Here is a 19773-nt window from a genome sequence, read left to right on the forward strand (position 1 = left end):
CTCGCGTATTCTGCTGGGGCAAATTTGCCAGCTCTCTTCAGGAATTTTCGCCATGTTAGAAGCACTGCCTCTCCTTCCCGATGACCCCATTCTTGGCCTTGCGGCCGTGTGCCGCGCCGACGGAAACCCGAAGAAGGTGGATCTCACGGTAGGGATTTACATGGATGAAACCGGCGTTTGTCCGGTTTTTGAGGCCATTCAACAGGCTCAAATGACGCTGGTCGAACGTGAAGTGAGTAAAGCCTATTTACCGCCCGCTGGTGTCGCAGGGTTCAACCCCGGCATGCAAAAGCTGGTACTCGGCGAGGACAGTACCGCCTTGGCTGATGGACGAGTTAGCAGTATTCAGGCTCCTGGAGGCTGTGGTGCCCTGCGTATTGGTGCTGAGATCATTCAGGCGGCATCACCCGGTGCTCGGGTTTGGGTTTCAGATCCCACTTGGCCCGTACACATCCCTCTGCTCGGTAGCGTCGGCCTGCAGTTTTCTACCTATCGCTACTACGAACCCGAAACCCACGGCGTTAACTTTGATGCCATGGTAGAGGATCTCAAAGGCGCCGGGGCTGGAGATATCGTCCTGCTCCATGGCTGCTGCCATAACCCTTGTGGTGCAGACCTTTCTCAGGAGCAGTGGTCGATAGTTGGCGACATGGCAGAAGCGCAGGGCTTTGTGCCGTTCATTGATTTTGCCTACCAGGGACTGGGCGATGGCCTGGATGCAGACGCCGCCGGGCTGCGCCACCTCGCACAACGGCTGCCAGAGATGATCATTGCGGCCTCCTGCTCCAAGAACATGGGCCTGTATCGAGAGCGAACCGGCTGCACGTTGTTTCTCGCCAAGGATGCTAAGAGCGCCGATGCACTTTTGAGTCAGGCGAAAGTTGCTGCCAGGCGGGTGTATTCCATGCCTCCGGCTCACGGTGCACTGCTGGCGAGTACCGTCTTATCAGACCCAGCGCTCACCGAGAGTTGGCAGTCAGAGCTTCACAGTATGTGTGGTCGTATCAACGGCCTGCGCAGCGATTTGGTGGAGAAACTACAGGCGTCCACCGGGCGGGACTTTGAGTTTATCCGCGCTGAAAAAGGCATGTTCTCGTTCTTGGGACTCAGTTCGGACCAGGTGCAAACCCTGCGTGATGACTACAGCGTGTACATGCTGGGCTCGTCGCGTATCAATGTGGCTGGCGTGAACGCACGGAACATCGACTACCTGGCTGACTCCATCGCAAAGGTTTTATAGCACGGATCTTAAGGGGTAGAAGCGCGCGGCTGTCTTTTGGTGATGCGCAGACGGCTACGCGCGCTCTTCCAGTTCTGTCCAGCGCTCGATTTTTGATTCCAGCACTTCGCCTATCCCAGAAAGTTCTGCCAGAAGTTCTTTGACAACATCGCTGTCTTGCTCGTAGAACGCCGGATCACCGCACAAAGCCTCTAGTTCCGTCTGGCGAGCCTCCAGGGTTTCGATCTCTCCTGGTAGACCCTCCAGCTCTCTCTGCTCTTTGTAGCTAAGCTTTTTTTGCTCACTGGACCTGGAGGCAGAAGACGGGGCAGCTTCTGATGCTTTGGGAGCTGCATCCGCAAGTTCATGGGGCATTGCATCTAGGGGGAGCAGGCGACCGCCGCGAGCTTCCCAATCGCTAAAGCCGCCAGCGTGTTCTTCGATGTTGCCGTCTCCGGTGAGCACGAGGAGGCTTGTGACGACGTTATCCATAAACGCACGGTCGTGACTTACCAGCAGCACTGTGCCCTTAAACTCCATAAGCAGCTCTTCGAGAAGCTCAAGAGTCTCTATATCAAGATCGTTGGTTGGTTCGTCGAGTACCAAGAGATTGACGGGCTTGCTAAACAGCAGAGCGAGTACCGCCCGGTTCTGTTCACCCCCGGAAAGAGCGCCGACGGGTGTTCTAAGGCGCTGGGGTGAGAAGAGGAAATCTCCAAGATAGGACACGGCGTGTTTTCGTCGACCGCCGATCTCAATAAAGTCTCGGCCGCCGCAGACGTTATCGATGAGGTTTTTACTGGGATCAAGCGTTGATCGCTGCTGATCGCCGTAAGCAATCTCCAGCTTGCTGCCGAGCCGTACGCTACCGGTCTTTGGGCTGAGTTCCCCGGTGAGAAGGCGAATGAGCGTACTTTTCCCGGCTCCATTGGGCCCGACAATACCGACCCGATCACCTCTTTGAAGCAACAGGGAGCAGGGCTTGATGATGGTCCGACCGCCGAGAACGACGCTTGCCTCGTTGAGCTCAGCCACAATTTTGCCGCTGCGTGCCGCCGTGTCTACGTTGAGATTTGCAGTGCCTGTACGTTCGCGCCGTTGGCTTCTTTCTTCGCGCATGGCCTTGAGCGCGCGAACTCTCCCTTCGTTACGGGTGCGGCGGGCCTTAATGCCCTGGCGTATCCACTTTTCTTCGTCGCTTAAACGTTTATCGAAAAGCGCATTGGCTCTTTCTTCGGCCGCCAGCTGCTGCTCTCGGTGACTTAAAAACCCCTCGTAGCTGCCTTGCCAAACGGTTAGATTGCCGCGATCCAGTTCTGCAATGTGATCGGCGACGCCCTGCAAAAAACGTCGGTCGTGGGTGATTAACACTAGTGCGCAGCGCAACCCTGTGAGCTGTTCCTGGAGCCATTCGATAGCAGGGATGTCCAGATGGTTGGTCGGCTCGTCCAGCAAGAGAATGTCGGGATCCCCCACCAGAGCTCGCGCGAGCGAAGCGCGGCGGCGCCAACCTCCGGAGAGACTGGACATGAGTGTGTCGCGTTTGAGGTCGAGTTGGCTGAGCGTGCTCTCTACCCGCTGGCCTAGTTGCCAGCCATCGGCTGCTTCGAGGGCGTGCTGCACCCGCTCCAGTTCCACCAGATCGGCGTCTGCTGATGAGGTCAGCTGCTCAAAGCGCCGAAGTAAGGCGCCGGTCTCAGCGAGACCATCGGCAACGTAGTCATAGACGCTGATGTCGTCGGTGTCCGGCAGTTCCTGCTCAAGCCTGGCGATACGGGTTCCAGGACGCAGCCAGCGATCACCTCCATCTAATGCGAGATCGCCCGCCAGAATCTTGAGGAGGGTGCTCTTTCCTTCACCGTTGCGCCCCAACAATCCAAGCCGTTGACCGCTGCTTATTTGCAGGTCAACGGACTCAAGCAAAACGTGAGTGCCGAAGTGTAAATTGGCTTGTTCGAGACGGAGAAGATCCATGAAGCTGTTGCTGTAGAAAATGTGCGCGCATTCTAACGCGCTCAGGGATGCTTCCAACTAGTTTCTGCGCTGGTGGGCGCGCACCAGCCGATTCGGCTATCATTGCCGCCGCTTTTTTTGGGTCAAAGCCGCTTTGAGAGCACAAAAGCCTCAGCGCTTCGGCCACCGTTAGGATTGAAATGTTTTCACGCGCATATCAAACACATCACGACCGTCAATTGGCTCTATGGCTCCTTGCCTGTGCCGCTGTGATTTACGGGATGATCTTGCTCGGAGGTGTTACGCGATTAACCGAATCTGGTTTATCAATGGTCGAGTGGCGCCCCATTATGGGGATTTGGCCGCCCATCGGTGAGGCCGCCTGGTTAGACGTGTTTGCCAAGTATCAGCAGTTTCCCGAGTACCAGAAGATTAACCAGGGCATGGAGCTCGCTGAGTTTAAGGTGATATTCATGTACGAGTATCTTCACCGCGTGCTCGGGCGAATTATCGGATTGCTGTTTGTCCTACCTCTACTTTTCTTTGCGCTACGAGGGGTGATTCGCCCCGGTTTGATGCCGCGTCTGTTAGTACTTCTGGTATTGGGCGGCTGTCAGGGCTTGTTAGGTTGGTACATGGTCAAGAGTGGCTTGGTTGATAGGCCCAGCGTGTCTCAATACCGGCTGACAGCTCACCTCGGCCTTGCCGTTGCGCTCTACGCAGCGATCGTTTGGCAGTTTCTTAACTTGTGGCCCAAAGCTAATGGCGCATCCACTCGCGGAGCACCGCGGTCTATGCAAAGCGTCGCTCGCTGGTCACCCCTCTTGGTGGTGTTGGTGTACCTCATGATTTTATCCGGCGGATTAGTGGCGGGAACCGACGCGGGCTATTCTTATCCGACGTGGCCGAAGATGGGCCCGGGCTTCATTCCGCCGGGTTTGTATGCCGAGACTCCCCGCTGGTTAGCGGCCTTTGAAGACGTGACTACGATCCAGTTCAACCACCGTATGTTCGCCTATCTACTGCTGTTCTTAGTCGGTGGTTTTGGACTGCGTTTGGTGCTGCAATCCGCAGATGGATTTATGCGTGTGGCAGGGCTAGCTGTTATCGCAGCCTTGCTGCTGCAGATCACCTTGGGAATCAGCACCTTACTCACGCGTATGGCGATACCTGTGGCAGCGGGACATCAGGCTGGAGCGATTTTGCTGCTAACGGTGTTGTTGTTTACGGTGCACGCGCTTCGAAGACGAACCATCGCTACCGATAACTAACCACGAGAAAGCCTTTAAGTGCTTCTGAGCCCTCGCAACGTATGACGTGAGGGATGTCGGCTCGATAATGAGCTGTGTCACCCGTCAGTAACGCGACTTCGCTGTTTCCTGTGCGGATCATTGCAGAGCCTTGAGAGACCGAGAACATTTCACGGGTGCCTTCGAAGTGTGCAGCGCTTGCAAGTTCGGCACCGGGCTGCAGAGTAATCACATAGAACTCAATGTTTTTTTCCAGCTGCAGGGGGGAGAGCGTGCGTAGCTCACATTCACTGTCGGCACGAAAAACCGTGCCCGGGTCATCGCCACGGACCACGTCAATGCTGGCGCTGGCGTTGGGATCATCAACCAGTTCACCAATAGTGATGCCAAAGGTCTGCGCAATGCGTTGCGTCACCGCAAGGGTAGGGTTGGCCTTGCAGCGCTCGATCTGACTGAGCATAGAACGGCTCACGCCTGAAGCGGCCGCGAGTTGCTCGAGGGTCATGGACTGCAGTTGGCGTAATTGGCTAACGCGCTCGCCGAGAAGTCTACTGGTTGAGTCTGTCATTCGCTCATTATATGTCGAATGGCACTAGCGGCTAGCTAATAGCTAGGACTGCTTGGATTCGGCAAGACGCCGGCACCTATTGCTTCGCGTCGCGCTAACGCGCTCCTGACTGCTGCGCAACAGGCACCGGCGTCTTGCCTTATGCCGTGCGCGTGTCGTTGTTCGTAACTGGTGCTGGTCAGTTCGCAAGGAGTGCGAGCATGACTGTCATGTAGCAGTCAGGAGCGCGTTAGCGCGACGCGGAATGACAGTTGTGGTCGTGCTCCGATGCTAGATGATCAATGCCGAGGCAAAAAAATGCCCGCACTAGGCGGGCATCAAGATTACTGCTGACGGGTCGCTTAGAAGCTGTACTTCAGGCGAGCGCCCCATACTGCACTCTCTTCCATGTACCTGGAGTGAGAGCCTGCCAGTACTGGAGTGTCGTAGGACTGCATGAAGACTTCTTCGTCGAAGATGTTACGTCCATACGCCATGATTTCCCAGTCACCCGATCGGAGTCCCAGGCGTAAATTAGCCTTGGTGAAGGAGTCGATGACGTCAATGGGGTCGTTGTCACCTGCCGATTGGAAAGCATCCCGGTAGTTAACCTCGCCGCCTACGAATAGCTCCATGTCGCCCACGGGACGAATGTAATCAAAGAAAAAGGAGGCACTGTAATCCGAGGCATACAGCGTAGGCTCTCCAGACAGTGGGTTTCCTTGCTCGATCGAACAATTAGGATTGGCATCCAGTTGAATGGCGGTACAGGGACCGTCGTCGAAATCACTGTAGCTAGCGTCGAGATAAGCAAAGTTCGCCCCAAGTCGGAGGTTGTCTGTAGCCTGCCAAAGAGCATCGACTTCAAGGCCATAGATTTCTGAGCCGGCTGCATTCTTCACTACAAAGCCAAGGCCTTCGAAGATGGCGGTTTGCAGATCTGTATACTCCGTGTAGAACAGAGCCCAGTTCAAGGTCATGCCGCCATCAAGCAGGGTATGTTTACCGCCTAGCTCAAACGCGTCCACCTCTTCATCTCCGAATTCGAAGTCTTCATTCGGATTGGAGAGGTCATAGCAGGCGTCAAGATCAACGGTAAAGTCTGGATTGGGCACACAGGGGAATGCAGTAGGCGTGAGATCTCCGGGATTTCCATCGTCTGCGGCGGTAAAACCGCCAGACTTGAAGCCCTGAGAAAAGCTCGCATAAAGCATGCTGTCTTCGCCGACATTCCACTGGAGATTGAATGATGGCGTCAGCGCATCAGTGGAGCGATCTTGCCTGTAATCATAGGCATAGGCATTGAAGCTGTTAGCCTGAATCAAGTGCAGGAAGTAGTTGTCGCCGGGGTTCAGGAGTCCCGAATTCTGATCGCTCAGAAACTGTGTGCTGATCACATCCTTGTTTTCTTCGGTGTAGCGAAGACCCACGGTCAAACGCAATGTGTCCGTGAAGTTAAAAGTACCCTGGGCGAAGGCCGCAAAGGAATCCGAATCCAACTGGTAATTATGATTCCGCGCAACCTGGTTCATGTCGTAGGCACCTCCAGTCAGTGCAGACAGCAGGTTTTGCGGGAGGACTGAAGGCGGAGGATTCCCGGGTGTCACAATCGAAAGAAACTCGGGGAAGAGTCCGTCGAAGTTGGTATCAATCGCTACCTGACGGTCAAACTCGAGCTCCGATTGGTCGAAATAAACACCTGCCACATAGTCAAAAAACTCACCGCCGGGAGAAGCAATGCGAAATTCCTGACTGAACTGTTCAAAGCTTTGATCATCGTCGCGCGAGATAAACTGCAGCGGCAGCCAGTCTACGTCTGCGCCGTCAATGTACTGATACTCCGACCAGCCCGTGACCGATGTCACAGTCAGCTCGCCGACTTGCCAGTCCACGTTCAATACCATGTTGGTGAGGTCGTTGTCTGAGCTGTCAGGGTTGATTCCAATGCCGATGCCGTCTTCCCGGGAGCGCCCGTAACCATTGTCCTTGAAGACCTCAAACTCACGGCCGGTTTGTTCCTGATAGCCCGGGTAGAACACATCCATGATGCTGTAGGCCGTGTTGGCGAAGGCGGAGCGGTTGGGGACAAACTGGTCTCGCTCAGCCGCGTTTAAAAATACCTTGCCCGTTGTTGTAGAGCCGATTCGTTCGTAATCTGATTGGCTGTACTTGAAGTTAACGTTTAGGTCATCCGTCGGCTGCCAGTTCAAAGACAGGCGGTAGGAAAGCTCTTCGATACTCCCCTCAGGGGTACCAAGAAAAGTGTTGTCTGCAAAACCATCTGTTTCGCGATATTTAACGGCAAGTCGTGCTCCGAGAGTGTCTGTGAGGCCACCGCCGACAAAGCCTTCAAGGACCCGGCCGTCGAAGGATTCGGCGGACGCCATGATCTGGCCTTCGAGTTCGTCACCTGCGCGTGCGCTGGCGGTGGTGATGTTCACTGCCCCGGCAACTGTATTACGGCCGAACAGCGTGCCCTGAGGACCCCGCAGAACCTCCACACGCTCTACATCAAGGAACGCAGCACGGTATTGACGGCCGCGACCCATATACACGCCATCGATGTACATACCCACCGATTGCTCAAAGCCCTGGTTGTTGCCCGATCCCACGCCGCGCATATAAATGTTGGTGTTTACAGGTGCGTCCGCGATGTGCAGGTTGGGAACGTAGTCTGCAAGCGCAGCCATATTCGGAATACCCGCATCCTGAATCTTCTCGCCCTGAATGGCGGAAACAGAAATTGGAACGTCCTGAAGACTCTCCGCCCGTTTCTGTGCGGTTACGATGACTTCTTCAAGTTGTTGTGCGCCGACGGTGAGTGATTGCGTCGCCAGTGATACAGCCGCGATGAGCGGCAGCGTGCGAAAAGTCGCAGACATGGAAAATCCCCTTGTTGTTTTATAGTTATGAGTCGTGGAGCTGAGGAGCTCTTCGACCTGCCCACGATGCTAGGTAAATTGCGGGGTTAAACGCAAGTCATTTTGACCGTATTTTTAACAAGGATGTTGCACCATCGCAGTGCGCCTTTGGACGCCCGTTGAGCTAATCGCTATACCCGGGTGGCGGCACGAAGGAACGATGGTGGCTTTCGAGTAATCTGGCAACCGCCAAAGTGGTTCGATCACCAAGATAGCGACTGCTGATTTGCATGCCCACAGGGAGTCCGTCTGCGGTGGTGCCCAGGGGCACTGCTGTGGCAGGCAAATATGCGTTCAATGTAAGCCCGGCCCACTTTAGGACATCGGTGTAGGGTCGTTCCACGCCATTAACTGAGATCACTCGTGCCTGCATATCTGGGTGGTGATCATGTTCAAAGGCGGGAACGTGGGTGCAAGGGCAGAGCAGAACGTCGTAGTCACGAAAGAATGCTTCCCAGGCAACGCGTGTGTGCTGACGAATCTCGTTCTGAACCATCCAGCCCTTGTGGTCCATCGCAATACCCCGCATCTGCAGCAAGGCTTCACTGCGATCATCGGGGTCAGCCGCGGCGACGATCTCACGCGCCATTTGTTGCACTTCTTCTGGCGTGTTGCCGCCAATGACTGACATGAGTAGCTGCAGGTAGTTCTCGTGATTCGCCTGGGGATCTATGGATGGGCGCGCACTTCGGTCGACATGGGCCCCGAGGGCTTCGAGGGTTTTTGCGGCACTTTCTATGTGCTCTGCGATTGCGGTGTCTACCGGGCAGAACTCATCATCAGCCCAAACGGCGACCCGGAGGTGAGAGGCATCGCGAAAGCTCGGCGTGGGTAGCGCCGGTAAGGGGTGAGCCGTGATGTCGGGCGCAGGCCCGGCAAGCAGGGCGAGCGCTTGCTCAAGATCATCAACGCAGGTGGCAAGGGGGCCGGCACAAGACAAGTCGGGCTCGGATAGCACTTGGTCGCCGGGAGGTAAGTGTCCGCGTTTGGTGATGAGTTCGTAGCTGCTTTTATGGCCGAACACGCCATTAAAGTGGCTGGGCGTTCGAATAGAGCCACCGATGTCACTCCCTAGCTCTAGAGGAGTGAGTCCACCCGCCAGCGCCGCAGCGGCTCCGCCAGAAGATCCGCCGCAGGTGCGTTCTACATTCCAGGGATTGTTGGTGACATCGTAAATTTCGTTAAAGGACTGCAAATCTGCGCTCATAAAAGGCACATTGGTTTTGCCGAAGATGATCGCTCCCGCGTCTACCAGTCGTTGCACGGCAATCGCATTTTTCTTGGGAACAAAATCTCTGTGCTCTGGAATCCCTCCAACGGTCACCAGACCTTCGGTGCACCAAGCGTCCTTGATGGTCATGGGTACGCCGTGGAGTGGCCCCCAGTCCTCACCCGCTGCTGCCGCTTTGTCTGCAGCAACCGCGCGAGTAAGAGCGCGGTCGGTATCAAGAGCAACTACGGCGTTAATAGCCGGATTGAACTGTTCGACGCGATCGAGATAGAACTCAAGCACTGTAACGGCAGATAGCTTGCCCGCCTTGATATCTTGCGCGAGTCCAAAAGCGCTGCGGTAAAGTATGCTCATAGCTGTTATTCCAGTCGTTTTGTAACGAGGTAAAAATGCGTACGAGAAAGCTTATCGCTTGTGTGCTGATCGGGCTATACCCTTTTTTTGGCAGTGCAGTTCTTCGCGCACAAACCTGTCCGCCGGCAGAAGGCGTCGCCCTACAGGTGCTTGGTTCGGGTGGGCCTATCGCTGACGACGCTCGAGCATCCAGCGGATATTTGCTGTGGATAGACGGTCGTGCTCGCGTGCTGGTAGATTTGGGCGGTGGCGCTATCCTGCGTTTTGCGCAGGCAGAGGCATCATTCTCAGACTTGGATGCTATTCTCTTATCGCATTTGCATGCAGATCATTCTGCGGGACTGCCGGCGCTTCTTAAGTCAGGGTACTTCGCGCAGCGTAGTCGTCCCTTGACTATCGCCGGGCCGTCGGCGGGAGGCAATGCAAAGGTTCAATTCCCATCGCTTGATCAGTATATGAATAGTCTCTTGCAGGCGGGTTCGGGTGCCTACGGATACCTGGGTGACTATCTCCTGGAAGAAGCGGGTGTGCCATTCTTACAGCTCGAGACGGTTGCTAATCAACCGGGTAGGGAGGAGCTGATTCCTGTTAAGGGTGCAAATAGTAATGTGAGTATTAGCGCGCTGTCTGTATCCCATGGCCCTGTGCCGGCGCTGGCCTATCGCATTCAGGTATCGAACAACGTTGTGGTTTTCGGTGGAGATCAAGATGGGCGCACAGCCGCTTTCCCGGACTTCGCCAAGGAATCAGATTTGTTGGTTCTGCACATGCCTATTCCGGAAAACGCGGGTTCGCCAGCTCGCGCGCTGCATGCAACGCCATCGAGACTGAATGAGGTGGCTCGCGACGCTGGCGCAAAGGAAGTTCTGCTCAGCCACTTTATGGCGCGATCCTTGAGGAATCTAGAGTCCAACGTTGCTCTGGTTGAAGCGAGATTTTCTGGAAAGGTGAGCGTCGCTGAAGATCTCGACTGTGTGCTGATACCCTAGAAGCAGGCTCAGGATTTGTTTTGGGCTGAAGATAGAGTCACAAAAAATTCACACAATAGGGCTTGTGCGTCATAGGAGCGTCATGTGGCGCGCCTAGAGTTCGCGGTATGAGCTCTCGAAACTATTCAGAATTTCGATCACCGGTCCTTACTGTTGTCGCAGCAGTCGCAAAGCTGGGTGGCTCGTTACCGTAAGCCTGTCTCCAAAAGCGCTGATGGCCATCTTTACTTTATCGTTGGAGGCGCTTTGGCTTTGTCCTTGGAAAGCGGGACAGAGTTTGTGTCCCATATGCTTGTTGCGTTCGTTATTGAACGTGGACTCTATTGCTCCCTGAAGAATAGCTTGAAGCGACGACGACCCGCTGCAGCTTTGCCGGGTTTCCATAGTCACATTGTTGCCTCGGACGAATTCAGCTTTCCCTCGGGTCATACCTGCGCGGCATTCCTCTTTGTCACGCTACTGGTTTCGCAATACGGCTTTTGGTTGCTGCCTCTCTATATCTGGAGCTCCTGCGTGGCGATGTCCCGTGTGTATCTGGGGGTTCATTTCCCGACAGACACTGTCGTGGGCGCAGCACTTGGTTCGTCCATTGCGCTGATAACAGCGCAGTCGCTGGCTTAGTCCAGGAGCCCTTAGTATGAAAATACTTTACGGCGTGCAGGGCACCGGGAATGGGCACCTCAGTCGTGCTCGTGCCATGGCCCGGGCGTTCGCCGCGCGGAACATCGACGTAGATTACCTGTTCAGCGGCCGGTCCGTGAACCGATACTTTGATATGCAGGTGTTCGGACAGTTTCGTGTATGCGAAGGACTCACTCTTGCTTGCTCAAATGGCAAGCTGTCTTATCTGAAGACGTGCGTTGGAAACAACTACGGGCGTTTGCTCCGCGATGTATTGACGCTGGATCTCAGTGACTACGATCTGGTGCTTACTGACTTTGAGCCTATCACTGCCTGGGCGGGCTGGCTGCGCGGCAAGACAGTGGTGAGTATTGGGCACCAGCCGGCATTTGATCATCGGGTTCCCATGGCTGGTCATGATCTTCGGTCCCGGTTTGTCATGCGCATGTTTGCTCCCGGGAGTGTCCGCCTGGGTATGCACTGGGACAGCTTCCAGGCTCCTATCCTGCCTCCCATTGTTAACGTCGATCACGCTCCAGGCTCGACCGAGCCTCGTAAGGTCGTTGTATATCTACCCTTCGAAAATCAATTGGAAGTGCAGGCTGTGCTCGCGCAGATTCCGGAATACAACTTCTATATCTATGCGCCGGATAATGTAGCGTCCACACGCGGCAACTTGCATGTATTACCCACGTCGCTCAAAGGATTTCAGGAAGACCTTGCCACCTGCGCAGCAGTGATTTGCAATGCCGGATTTGAGCTGTCCAGTGAGTGCATTGCGCTAGGCAAGCGTTTACTGGTGAAGCCGCTGGATAAGCAGATGGAGCAGTCATCAAACGCTCTCGCTTTGAGTCAGTTAGGCTACGGCGAGACCCTGGAGGCCCTGCGTGTTGGCCCCATACATAACTGGCTAAATTCCAGTGCACCTGTATACAGGGTTTATTATCCAGATGTGGCAAGAGAAGTCGTGCTGTGGCTTTCCGAGGGTGACCTTCTGGCGGCTTCTCAGCAAAATCTGAGCGATCGACTCTGGGACAAAGTCATTGTGGGATTGTGATATTTCCGATGTGATCGGCGGCGTTTTGGGGCAAAGAGCGAGGGCGCTAAGCTCAATTTTTCGAAATACCCAACCAAAATGATCGGGTTTACGTATAATATGTAATTATCGTATTTGGCCCTTCTTCCCTATGGTCGACAAACATATAGCAGCAGAGAGCTCGCTCTCGTCGTTGTTTCGGTTTTTTATCGGTATTTTGGCGCCGGAGCGCAGCTATTACGCTCTGGCCATCATCTACGGCATTGGTATTAGTCTGTTATCACTGGCGACCCCAGTGTCTGTCCAGATGCTCATTAATACTGTTGCGAACATCGGACTGACTACGCCCCTAGTCGTGTTGTCCCTCACCTTGTTTCTCTTGCTCATGCTTGCGGGTGGGTTGAACGCTCTTCGCATCTACATCATGGACGTTTTCGGGCGGCGGTTTTATGCCCGGATGGTGTCAGAGATAGCGCTGCGAACGATCTATGCCCGCAATCCCTATTTTGATGATCGTGGTAAAAGCGCTTTGTTTAACCGTTACTTCGACATCATTATCATTATGAAGATGCTGCCGAATTTGCTGGTGGGCGGTTTCACGATCTTATTGCAAACGGTGGTGGGGTTTCTGCTGGTGTCGTCCTACCACCCCTTGCTACTCGCCTTTAATACCGGGATAGCTCTGCTCATTTGGTTGGTATGGTTTGTTTGGGGGCGTCGGGGAATTCGCAGTGCCGTGGAGCTTTCGCACCGCAAGCACTACAGCGCTTCCTGGCTTGAGTCCCTAGGCCACGCGAATGGCTTTTATAAAAGTGAAATGCACATTTCCGAGGCGCTACGGCGCACTGATGATGTCACTGCATCTTATATGGAGCAGCATCGGCAGCATTTTCGACACCACTTCTCTCAGACTCTGAGCTTTTTGTTTATCTACGCTGCCGCTAGTGCCGCGCTTCTTGGTTTGGGTGGCTGGTTGGTCATCATTGGCGAATTGTCTCTAGGCCAGTTGGTTGCCGCAGAGCTCGTGCTCTCAGTGGTCTTCCTGGGCGTGTCTCAGATGGGTATTTATCTGAGCTATCTCTACGATGTCTGCGGTGCGGTAGACGAGCTGTCGCTGTTTTTCCAGGTCGAGCAGGACATGCCCACCGGTGCGCACAAGCGTATCGATGGGGATTCATCGTTGAGCTTCAGTAAAGTGGTCGTCGCTCCTTCTATTACTCTGGACTTCAGAATTCCCGCACGCTCCCGTGTCTGCGTCTACGCTGATAGTCATCGTGCTCAGCGCGTGTTCACCAACCTAGTGCGAGGTCATGAAGCGCCGGATAGCGGCTACATCGCGGTGGGCGGCATGGATCTTCGAGAGTTGAAGGCTTACGAAAAACGCCAAGAAATTATCATGCTGGATCGCCCGAATGCTGTAGAGACCAGTATTCGTGAGTACCTGCGCTTGTCCGCTTCAAGCGCAGAGGCGGTAGATATTATGCAGGTCCTCGAAATCGTGGGTCTCGCAGAAACCGTTACCCAGCTCCCCCAGGGCCTCGACACAGAACTGGTGGGCACCGGGTGGCCGCTGTCTATCGTAGAGACCATGCAGTTAAAGTTGGCTGCTGCGATCATTTCGAAGCCACGAATTTTGGTGTTAACGCAGGCCTACGACGGCATGCCTGAGGTGTTTTTACTCCGCGCTATGGACGCCCTCCAGGAACGCTGCGAAACCACGATTGTTTACTTCACCTACGAGAATATTGATCTACGCTTCGACCACTATCTGCAGTTGGGCTTTGAGCAGCAGGTCATGGTGACTGACTACGAATCGCTGTGTGATCTGATGGGTATGGAAGAGCACCCCATGCGCAGTCCTCTGTCGATCTACGGTGAGAACGCCGCCGAATTGAACGAGGAGCAGTAGCCATGCCTGTGTTCGATTATCACAACGAGAAATTTACCGCCCTGAATGCCATTGGTGTTCCTCGCGTTGCCCGGGCCGTCGGGTTTGGTTTGTTGTTTTTCTTCGTTGCTGTGGGTTTGTTTCTGACGTTTGTCCCCTGGGTGCAGACCGCAAGCGGTCCCGGTAACGTAACCGCGTTAAACCCTAATGACCGTATGCAAGAAATCAACGCTCTTGTACCAGGCCGAATTCAGGAGTGGTACGTTCGCGATGGTTCACGAGTAAAGGTGGGCGACCCCATCGTGCGTATCGTCGACAACGATCCTCAGCTATTGGAGAGATTGCAAGCGGAGCGCGGTCAGGTACTGGCAAAGCTGACGGCCGCAGAAACTGCATTAGAGATCGCGCAAATCGATAAGCGTCGCATGGAGAAGTTGTTTGACGAGGGTTTGTCGGCCCGTCGTGAGTATGAACAAGCCCGTATCAGGGTGGAGCAACTTCGTGCAGATGTGGCCTCGGCCGGAGCAGAACTCAGCCGCGTCGATGTCAATCTGTCTCGCCAGTCTGTGCAGATTGTTCGGGCGCCAAGAGACGGCACGATATTGCGCGTTAACGCCGGTGACGCTGCGACGTTTATCAGTGCGGGACAGGTAGTTGCGACCTTTGTGCCGGATAACGCCGAACGGGCCATAGAAATGTATGTCGATGGTCGTGATATCGCGCTGGTGCGTGACGGAGCGAAAGTACGTATTCAATTTGAGGGTTGGCCTGTTATTCAGATTAGCGGTTGGCCATCCGTGGCGGTGGGGACCTTCAGCGGGCATGTGATTGCCATCGACCCTACCGCGCAGAGCAGCGGTCGTTTTCGTATTCTCGTCGAAGAAGATGAAGACGCTGGCACGCCATGGCCAGATCGTCGTTTTGTGCGCTTTGGTTCCAAGGCGCGTGGTTGGGTGCTTCTAGAAGAAGTGTCCGTGGGCTACGAAATCTGGCGCCAGCTGAATAATTTCCCGCCGAATTTTCCGGGGCAGGGTGATCCTATGGTGATGTCGAGCCAGTGATTCTTCGCACGTTTTTGATCCTTGCCCTTTCGGTTGCTCCCTCGCTGCGAGCTGACGTTCCTGCAGCAGAGATGCCTCTGCTACCAGAGGAGGTCTTAGCCGCCTCTGAAGAGCATTTTCCATCGATTCTTAAAGCTCTGGCGCAGCGTCAGGCGGCCGTGGGACGCGTGACAGAATCACTTGGCGCCTTTGACTTGGTCTTCGGTGCCGATGGCTTTGATCGGGTCGATGGTTTTTATGATGGTACGGCCATTGGGGGCAAGGTCATCAAGCCGCTGCGACCCTTGGGGGCACAGCTTTATGGCGAGTACTCCTTGTCCAATGGCGACTTCCCCATTTATGAAGACGAATACTTTACCAACAATGGCGGTACGGCAAAGCTGGGAGTGTTGTTCAGCGTTTTTCGCGATCGTGACATAGATTCACGACGCTTTGGTCAGATAGATGCAGAACTTGCGCTGGTGCAGGCAGAGCTCGATGTATTGCTGACTAAAGTGGGTGTTCAGCAGCGTGCCTTGGCTGCCTACTGGCGCTGGGTGGCCGCCGGCCAGGAGCTTGCCGTTTACGACAACCTCCTTCGCATCGCTTTGGAGCGCGAGACCGGGCTTGAGCGTGAAGTTACCAGTGGTCGACGAGCAGCCATTTTTATCACTGAGAATCGACAAAATATCACCCGACGGCAAACGCTTATGACGGGGGCTCGGCGCGACTTTGAAGTCGCTGCCAACCAGCTGGCTTTTTATCTTCGCGACGAAACAGGGCAGCCACTAACGCCGGATGTCCAAAGGCTGCCGGCGGAAGAACAGTTTGGTGTATTGCCGCCGGTTCCCACTATCGCCTCATTGGATGTCCCGGCGCTTCTTGAGCAGCGTCCCGAGCTGCGCATCCTGCAAACGGGAGCCGAGAGGGCGTTGCAGAAAATTGCACTGTCAGAGAATGAGTTGAAGCCCAGATTGGATTTGAATCTTGAGCTTGCTGAAGGCATTGGATCGATTGGTGAAGGTGGCGCCTCACGCGATGGGACTGACGCTATTGTAGGGTTCACGTTTACGGTGCCCTTAGAACGTCGTCAGGCGAAAGGTAAAATCACCCAGGCTCGCGCTGAGCTGGAGTCATTGCGTCAGGACCAACGGCGCCTTGAGGATCAGGTCGAGATTGAACTGCGCAATATCCTTTTAGAACTAGACACCGCGAGAGAGCTCATGGATCTTGCCAAGCAAGATGTAGAGTTATCAGAGACGATGCGACGAGCAGAAGTCAGGCGCTTTGAGCAGGGCGCGAGTGACTTCTTTTTGGTGAATATTCGGGAAGAGACTGCAGCAGATGCCCGTGTGCGTTTCTACACGGCGTATCAACGAACCCGAGTGGCACAGGCTAACTTTGATGCCGCTACAGTCAATCTATCTCGCCTGGGAATCGACGAGGGCTTCTAGGGAGCCTTGCCGTTCGATCAGCCGCTTAGGGCGTCTACCATCGACTGAATTTCATCCTCGTTTTCTTCAAGAACCTGAGCGAGGTTTTCGCTGTCCATACGCAGCCTCGCCAGAGCATCCAGATCGCCCAGCTCGCTGGCCACCTTAACCCCCGCGCGCGCCAGTATGTTCGCTATGAACAACACATCACTAACGTCTGCAGCGGAGATACGATCCCGTTCTTTCAGTTCTTGTTCGTCAACGCCGATGGCGATGGACTCGGGGAAGTTCCAGGACTCAACGATTGCGCGGGCTACGCCGGTGTGCCACTGGGCCATGAGGCTGTCTAGCGCATCGCGATCTGAGAATAGTTCCTGGTGATCGGAGGCTTTGGTAAGAATGTAAAACTTCCCTACCGCATGGAGAAGTCCCGCGAGCATCGCTTCATCGGGTTTGCCCGCGAACTTACTGTGCTTGCCAAGTACATAAGATAGCGAGGCGACCTTTACGCTATGCTGTCGCAGCTTATTCAAGTCGTCAATGAAAGGGCTCCCCGCAGGGAAGTTAAACGCCTCTCTCGCGGCAAAAGACACCGCCGCGTTCTGCACCATATCCATGCCAACGCGGGAGATCGCGGTGTTGATGTCCGTCACCTCCATGGGGCCTCGGCGCATCATGGCGGAGTTAGCCATGCGCATGAGGCGAGCAGCGAGTGCGGGCTCACCGGCAATGATTATTCCCAGGGCATTGATATCGGATTCGGGATCAGAGACGCAGCGTTGAACGCGCATGGCAGTGTCGGGAAACGGGGGTAAATCAAACTCTCCCGCAGCCAGTTCGGTACCTAATTGGCGAACAAATTCAAAGGCCGGATTACTCATCGTCGCTATCTCTTCCTTTATTAGTCTTTCTGTAATAATATTTACATTATTGTCACTCTGGTATTTCTATGTCAGAGCGATAACCGCAAAACCGCACAAGTGTAGCAGTTTTGCTTCCGAACGGGAGAGCATTGGCTGCCAGCATTAGCGAGTAGTAAGTGTTAGCTGCTAGCCATCCCATCTAAGGTTTCGTCGGCCCAGAGCGTCGCTATTTGATGCAGCTCGGCGACCTTTGGAGGCTCGATCTCAAAGGCCTCAAAACCAGACAGCTCGCCACGTTCCAGAGCTTTTGCCAGTTCAAGACATTCCCCCTTGATGCCTTCGTGTTTGCACAGTGCGTCTCGTAAATCGTCGGGAAGCGCTAGTGTTTCCAGCACCTCTTCAAGCGGGGAGTCCATTAGGGCGTCTAGCACCGAGAAAAGGCCTACAGTGAAGAAGGCATCAATCCCTTCCTGAGACGCTTCCTCTGCCATCAACTCCAGAAAACGCGCGCGCACCAGGGTCATGGTGATTAGCTCGCCCGGCTTGTCGTCGAGTCTTGCCATGATCAGTAGAGTGACCCATCGACGAATGGTTTCACGACCGATGTAAATCACGGCCTCCCGGATAGACTCTATACGTCGGCTTAATCCTGCGGCAGGGGAGTTGGCATAGTTCATGGCGCGTACGGATATAGCGACGTCGCGACTCACCAATTCGCTTAGGGACTCAATGTCTGTTTCCGGATTATTGATTTGGGACATAAGCTGCATCACAGCCAGCTTGTTAGCCGCGAGTCGCTTACCCGTAACGACCTTGGGCTTAGCAAAGAAATAGCCTTGGAAGTAGTCGCAGCCTAGATCTTTCAGAGTTTCAAACTCTTCGTTCGTCTCGACTTTTTCGGCAAGCACCTTCACGCCTAGATCCTTTAGCCGACTGATTTCTGCATTCCAGTTCTCTGGCGCTATGTCGGGAATCTCTAGTTTCACGATGGCGACATGCTCGAGCGCAGCATCAAATCGGCTGTCATAGACGAAGTCGTCAAGAGCAAGGGTGTAGCCCCGCTGCCCTAAGACTTGCATACCTTCGATAACAGCATCGTCGATTTCTACATGCTCCAAAACTTCGAGCACGACGTTATCCGGTTCGAAGGGCAAAAGCTCGGGCTCTGAAAGAAACCGCCGAGGCAGATTAATAAACGCGGGGCGATCACCCACAAGCTCTTCCAGCCCAACCTCTTCGCTGATGCTCAGCACCTGTGCGGTGGCAAGGTCATCATCAAGGTCTTGGGGCGCAGCCCCTGTATTGGAGTTGCGAAAGAGTAGCTCATAGGCAAAGAGCTTTAAGTTCTGGTCAAAAATTGGTTGTCGAGCAATAAAAAAGTCGGACATTTACCGCGGCCCTTAGTACAACTGATTACATCGCTGTTGCAGGTGCTAAACCTTAAACTGCGCTTACTGTTGTCGCCTATGGTACCGGTAACTTAGGACGGAGGCACGGCTGAGTCAGAGAAATGAGCACCAAGTCCAAGTTATTAGTCGCTCCCGAGTCGGCACGGACCTAGCCTGAATCAGCCGCATGTAAGCGGTACAGCAGCAGTAGCCCTCCAGCCACGAGAAGGGTGAAACTTGTAGGGGCCGTTACGCTTGTTGTTGGCCTCTCTGAGTCTTTCCAAATGCCTGGATTGGGTGTGTCTGAGCGCCAGTTTTGCGGATTCCCGATATCGAGAGTGCCGTACACCAGCTGCAGCGAATCACCGAGACCGTCGGCGTCACTTGGCCACGGCGCGTTGTCGTCATAACGGATTGACCAGACCTGAGTACTTTGTGCATCCGTGAGGGATAGAATCTCTCCGCTATTGGACAGTGCGCCAGAGAAGTCCACGAGGTATCCCGAGTAGTCTGAGAACACGCTGAGAAAGCTATCGATGTCTCGGGCGAGTACCAATGATGCGCCGGATGTAAGCATGGCGCCGGTTTCAAAAAGGTAAGAGATTCCCTGAGTAAACTGCCAGCCACCTAAATGCAGGTCGTCTGCGCTGGTATTCGTGATTTCGATGAATTCGTCAGGGTCGGCGCCACTCCGAGGGCCGTTATAGTGAATCTCCGTCAGGATCGGCGTGGCAAAAGCTGGCGCGCAAAACTGTATAAGCAGTCCTGATAGCGCAAGATATAGTCTTGCATTATCGAATGCGAATCTAGGTAATCGCTTTTGAAAGCGGCCGGCAACAAGTAGTCCTTGGGCGTTGTCCATGGGTTCTGCCTGTGTAGAAAAGGCATTACAGGATCGTAACTTTCGTTCTGTTTCGGAACGTCGGTAGGGGGCAAGTGAAGCCAAAAACGTTCAGTGGCTTTAGCTGGTGGAGCGATCGCCAATAATCAAGGAAGAGGGCTCCATTGATCCGCTTTGTGTGTATCCGAATGCCTGAAGG

Annotated in this window: 15 protein-coding genes; 8 read left to right on the forward strand and 7 right to left on the reverse strand. The window is 54.5% G+C overall.

The window, feature by feature from the left end:
- The coding region (locus AB8B76_RS11590) for an aromatic amino acid transaminase (RefSeq protein WP_405272633.1) at nt 1–1240 on the forward strand (1240 nt) is incomplete at its 5' end.
- Between the two features lie 54 nt (nt 1241–1294).
- On the opposite strand, the gene AB8B76_RS11595 is transcribed toward AB8B76_RS11590, so the two are convergent.
- A complete protein-coding gene (locus AB8B76_RS11595; RefSeq protein WP_405272635.1) occupies nt 1295–3193 on the reverse strand; it encodes an ATP-binding cassette domain-containing protein in 1899 nt (632 codons plus the stop codon).
- Between the two features lie 179 nt (nt 3194–3372).
- On the opposite strand from AB8B76_RS11595, the gene AB8B76_RS11600 reads away from it, so the two are divergent.
- On the forward strand, nt 3373–4443 hold the full coding sequence (locus tag AB8B76_RS11600) for a COX15/CtaA family protein (protein WP_405272637.1): 1071 nt from the start codon (nt 3373–3375) through the stop codon (nt 4441–4443).
- Here AB8B76_RS11600 and AB8B76_RS11605 read toward each other — a convergent pair.
- From AB8B76_RS11605 to AB8B76_RS11615, 3 genes are all read right to left on the reverse strand, one after another.
- Nucleotides 4430–4990 carry a helix-turn-helix domain-containing protein gene (locus AB8B76_RS11605; protein WP_405272639.1) on the reverse strand — a complete coding sequence of 187 codons (561 nt, stop codon included), beginning with the start codon at nt 4988–4990 and terminating at the stop codon, nt 4430–4432. The genes AB8B76_RS11600 and AB8B76_RS11605 overlap by 14 nt on opposite strands.
- Before the next feature lie 341 nt (nt 4991–5331).
- The gene (locus AB8B76_RS11610; protein WP_405272641.1) at nt 5332–7851 is read right to left on the reverse strand and encodes a TonB-dependent receptor; all 2520 of its coding nucleotides are present in this window, start codon (nt 7849–7851) and stop codon (nt 5332–5334) included.
- 163 nt (nt 7852–8014) lie between these two features.
- A complete protein-coding gene (locus AB8B76_RS11615) occupies nt 8015–9475 on the reverse strand; it encodes an amidase (protein WP_405272643.1) in 1461 nt (486 codons plus the stop codon).
- A gap of 35 nt (nt 9476–9510) precedes the next feature.
- On the opposite strand from AB8B76_RS11615, the gene AB8B76_RS11620 reads away from it, so the two are divergent.
- The 6 genes from AB8B76_RS11620 to AB8B76_RS11645 all read left to right on the forward strand — a co-directional run bounded on the left by AB8B76_RS11620 (nt 9511) and on the right by AB8B76_RS11645 (nt 16503).
- Nucleotides 9511–10464, forward strand: coding sequence for an MBL fold metallo-hydrolase (locus tag AB8B76_RS11620; protein ID WP_405272645.1), 954 nt, complete (start codon nt 9511–9513; stop codon nt 10462–10464).
- Nucleotides 10465–10617: 153 nt separating this feature from the next.
- Nucleotides 10618–11085, forward strand: coding sequence for a phosphatase PAP2 family protein (locus tag AB8B76_RS11625; protein ID WP_405272646.1), 468 nt, complete (start codon nt 10618–10620; stop codon nt 11083–11085).
- Nucleotides 11086–11101: 16 nt separating this feature from the next.
- Complete coding sequence (locus AB8B76_RS11630) at nt 11102–12142, forward strand: MJ1255/VC2487 family glycosyltransferase (RefSeq protein ID WP_405272648.1); 1041 nt, start codon at nt 11102–11104, stop codon at nt 12140–12142.
- A 130-nt stretch (nt 12143–12272) separates the two neighbouring features.
- The gene (locus tag AB8B76_RS11635; protein WP_405272649.1) at nt 12273–14030 is read left to right on the forward strand and encodes an ABC transporter transmembrane domain-containing protein; all 1758 of its coding nucleotides are present in this window, start codon (nt 12273–12275) and stop codon (nt 14028–14030) included.
- A 2-nt stretch (nt 14031–14032) separates the two neighbouring features.
- A complete protein-coding gene (locus AB8B76_RS11640) occupies nt 14033–15070 on the forward strand; it encodes an efflux RND transporter periplasmic adaptor subunit (RefSeq protein WP_405272651.1) in 1038 nt (345 codons plus the stop codon).
- A complete protein-coding gene (locus AB8B76_RS11645) occupies nt 15067–16503 on the forward strand; it encodes a TolC family protein (RefSeq protein ID WP_405272652.1) in 1437 nt (478 codons plus the stop codon). Before AB8B76_RS11640 ends, AB8B76_RS11645 begins: the two co-directional genes overlap by 4 nt.
- Nucleotides 16504–16520: 17 nt before the next feature.
- On the opposite strand, the gene AB8B76_RS11650 is transcribed toward AB8B76_RS11645, so the two are convergent.
- The 3 genes from AB8B76_RS11650 to AB8B76_RS11660 form a co-directional block, all read right to left on the reverse strand.
- Complete coding sequence (locus AB8B76_RS11650; protein WP_405272654.1) at nt 16521–17363, reverse strand: HDOD domain-containing protein; 843 nt, start codon at nt 17361–17363, stop codon at nt 16521–16523.
- 161 nt (nt 17364–17524) lie between these two features.
- Nucleotides 17525–18733, reverse strand: coding sequence for an EAL and HDOD domain-containing protein (locus AB8B76_RS11655; protein WP_405272655.1), 1209 nt, complete (start codon nt 18731–18733; stop codon nt 17525–17527).
- Between the two features lie 169 nt (nt 18734–18902).
- Complete coding sequence (locus tag AB8B76_RS11660) at nt 18903–19595, reverse strand: lamin tail domain-containing protein (RefSeq protein ID WP_405272657.1); 693 nt, start codon at nt 19593–19595, stop codon at nt 18903–18905.
- Nucleotides 19596–19773 lie beyond the last annotated feature (178 nt).

This window comes from Congregibacter sp. (assembly GCF_045107095.1).
Classification (GTDB): domain Bacteria; phylum Pseudomonadota; class Gammaproteobacteria; order Pseudomonadales; family Halieaceae; genus Congregibacter.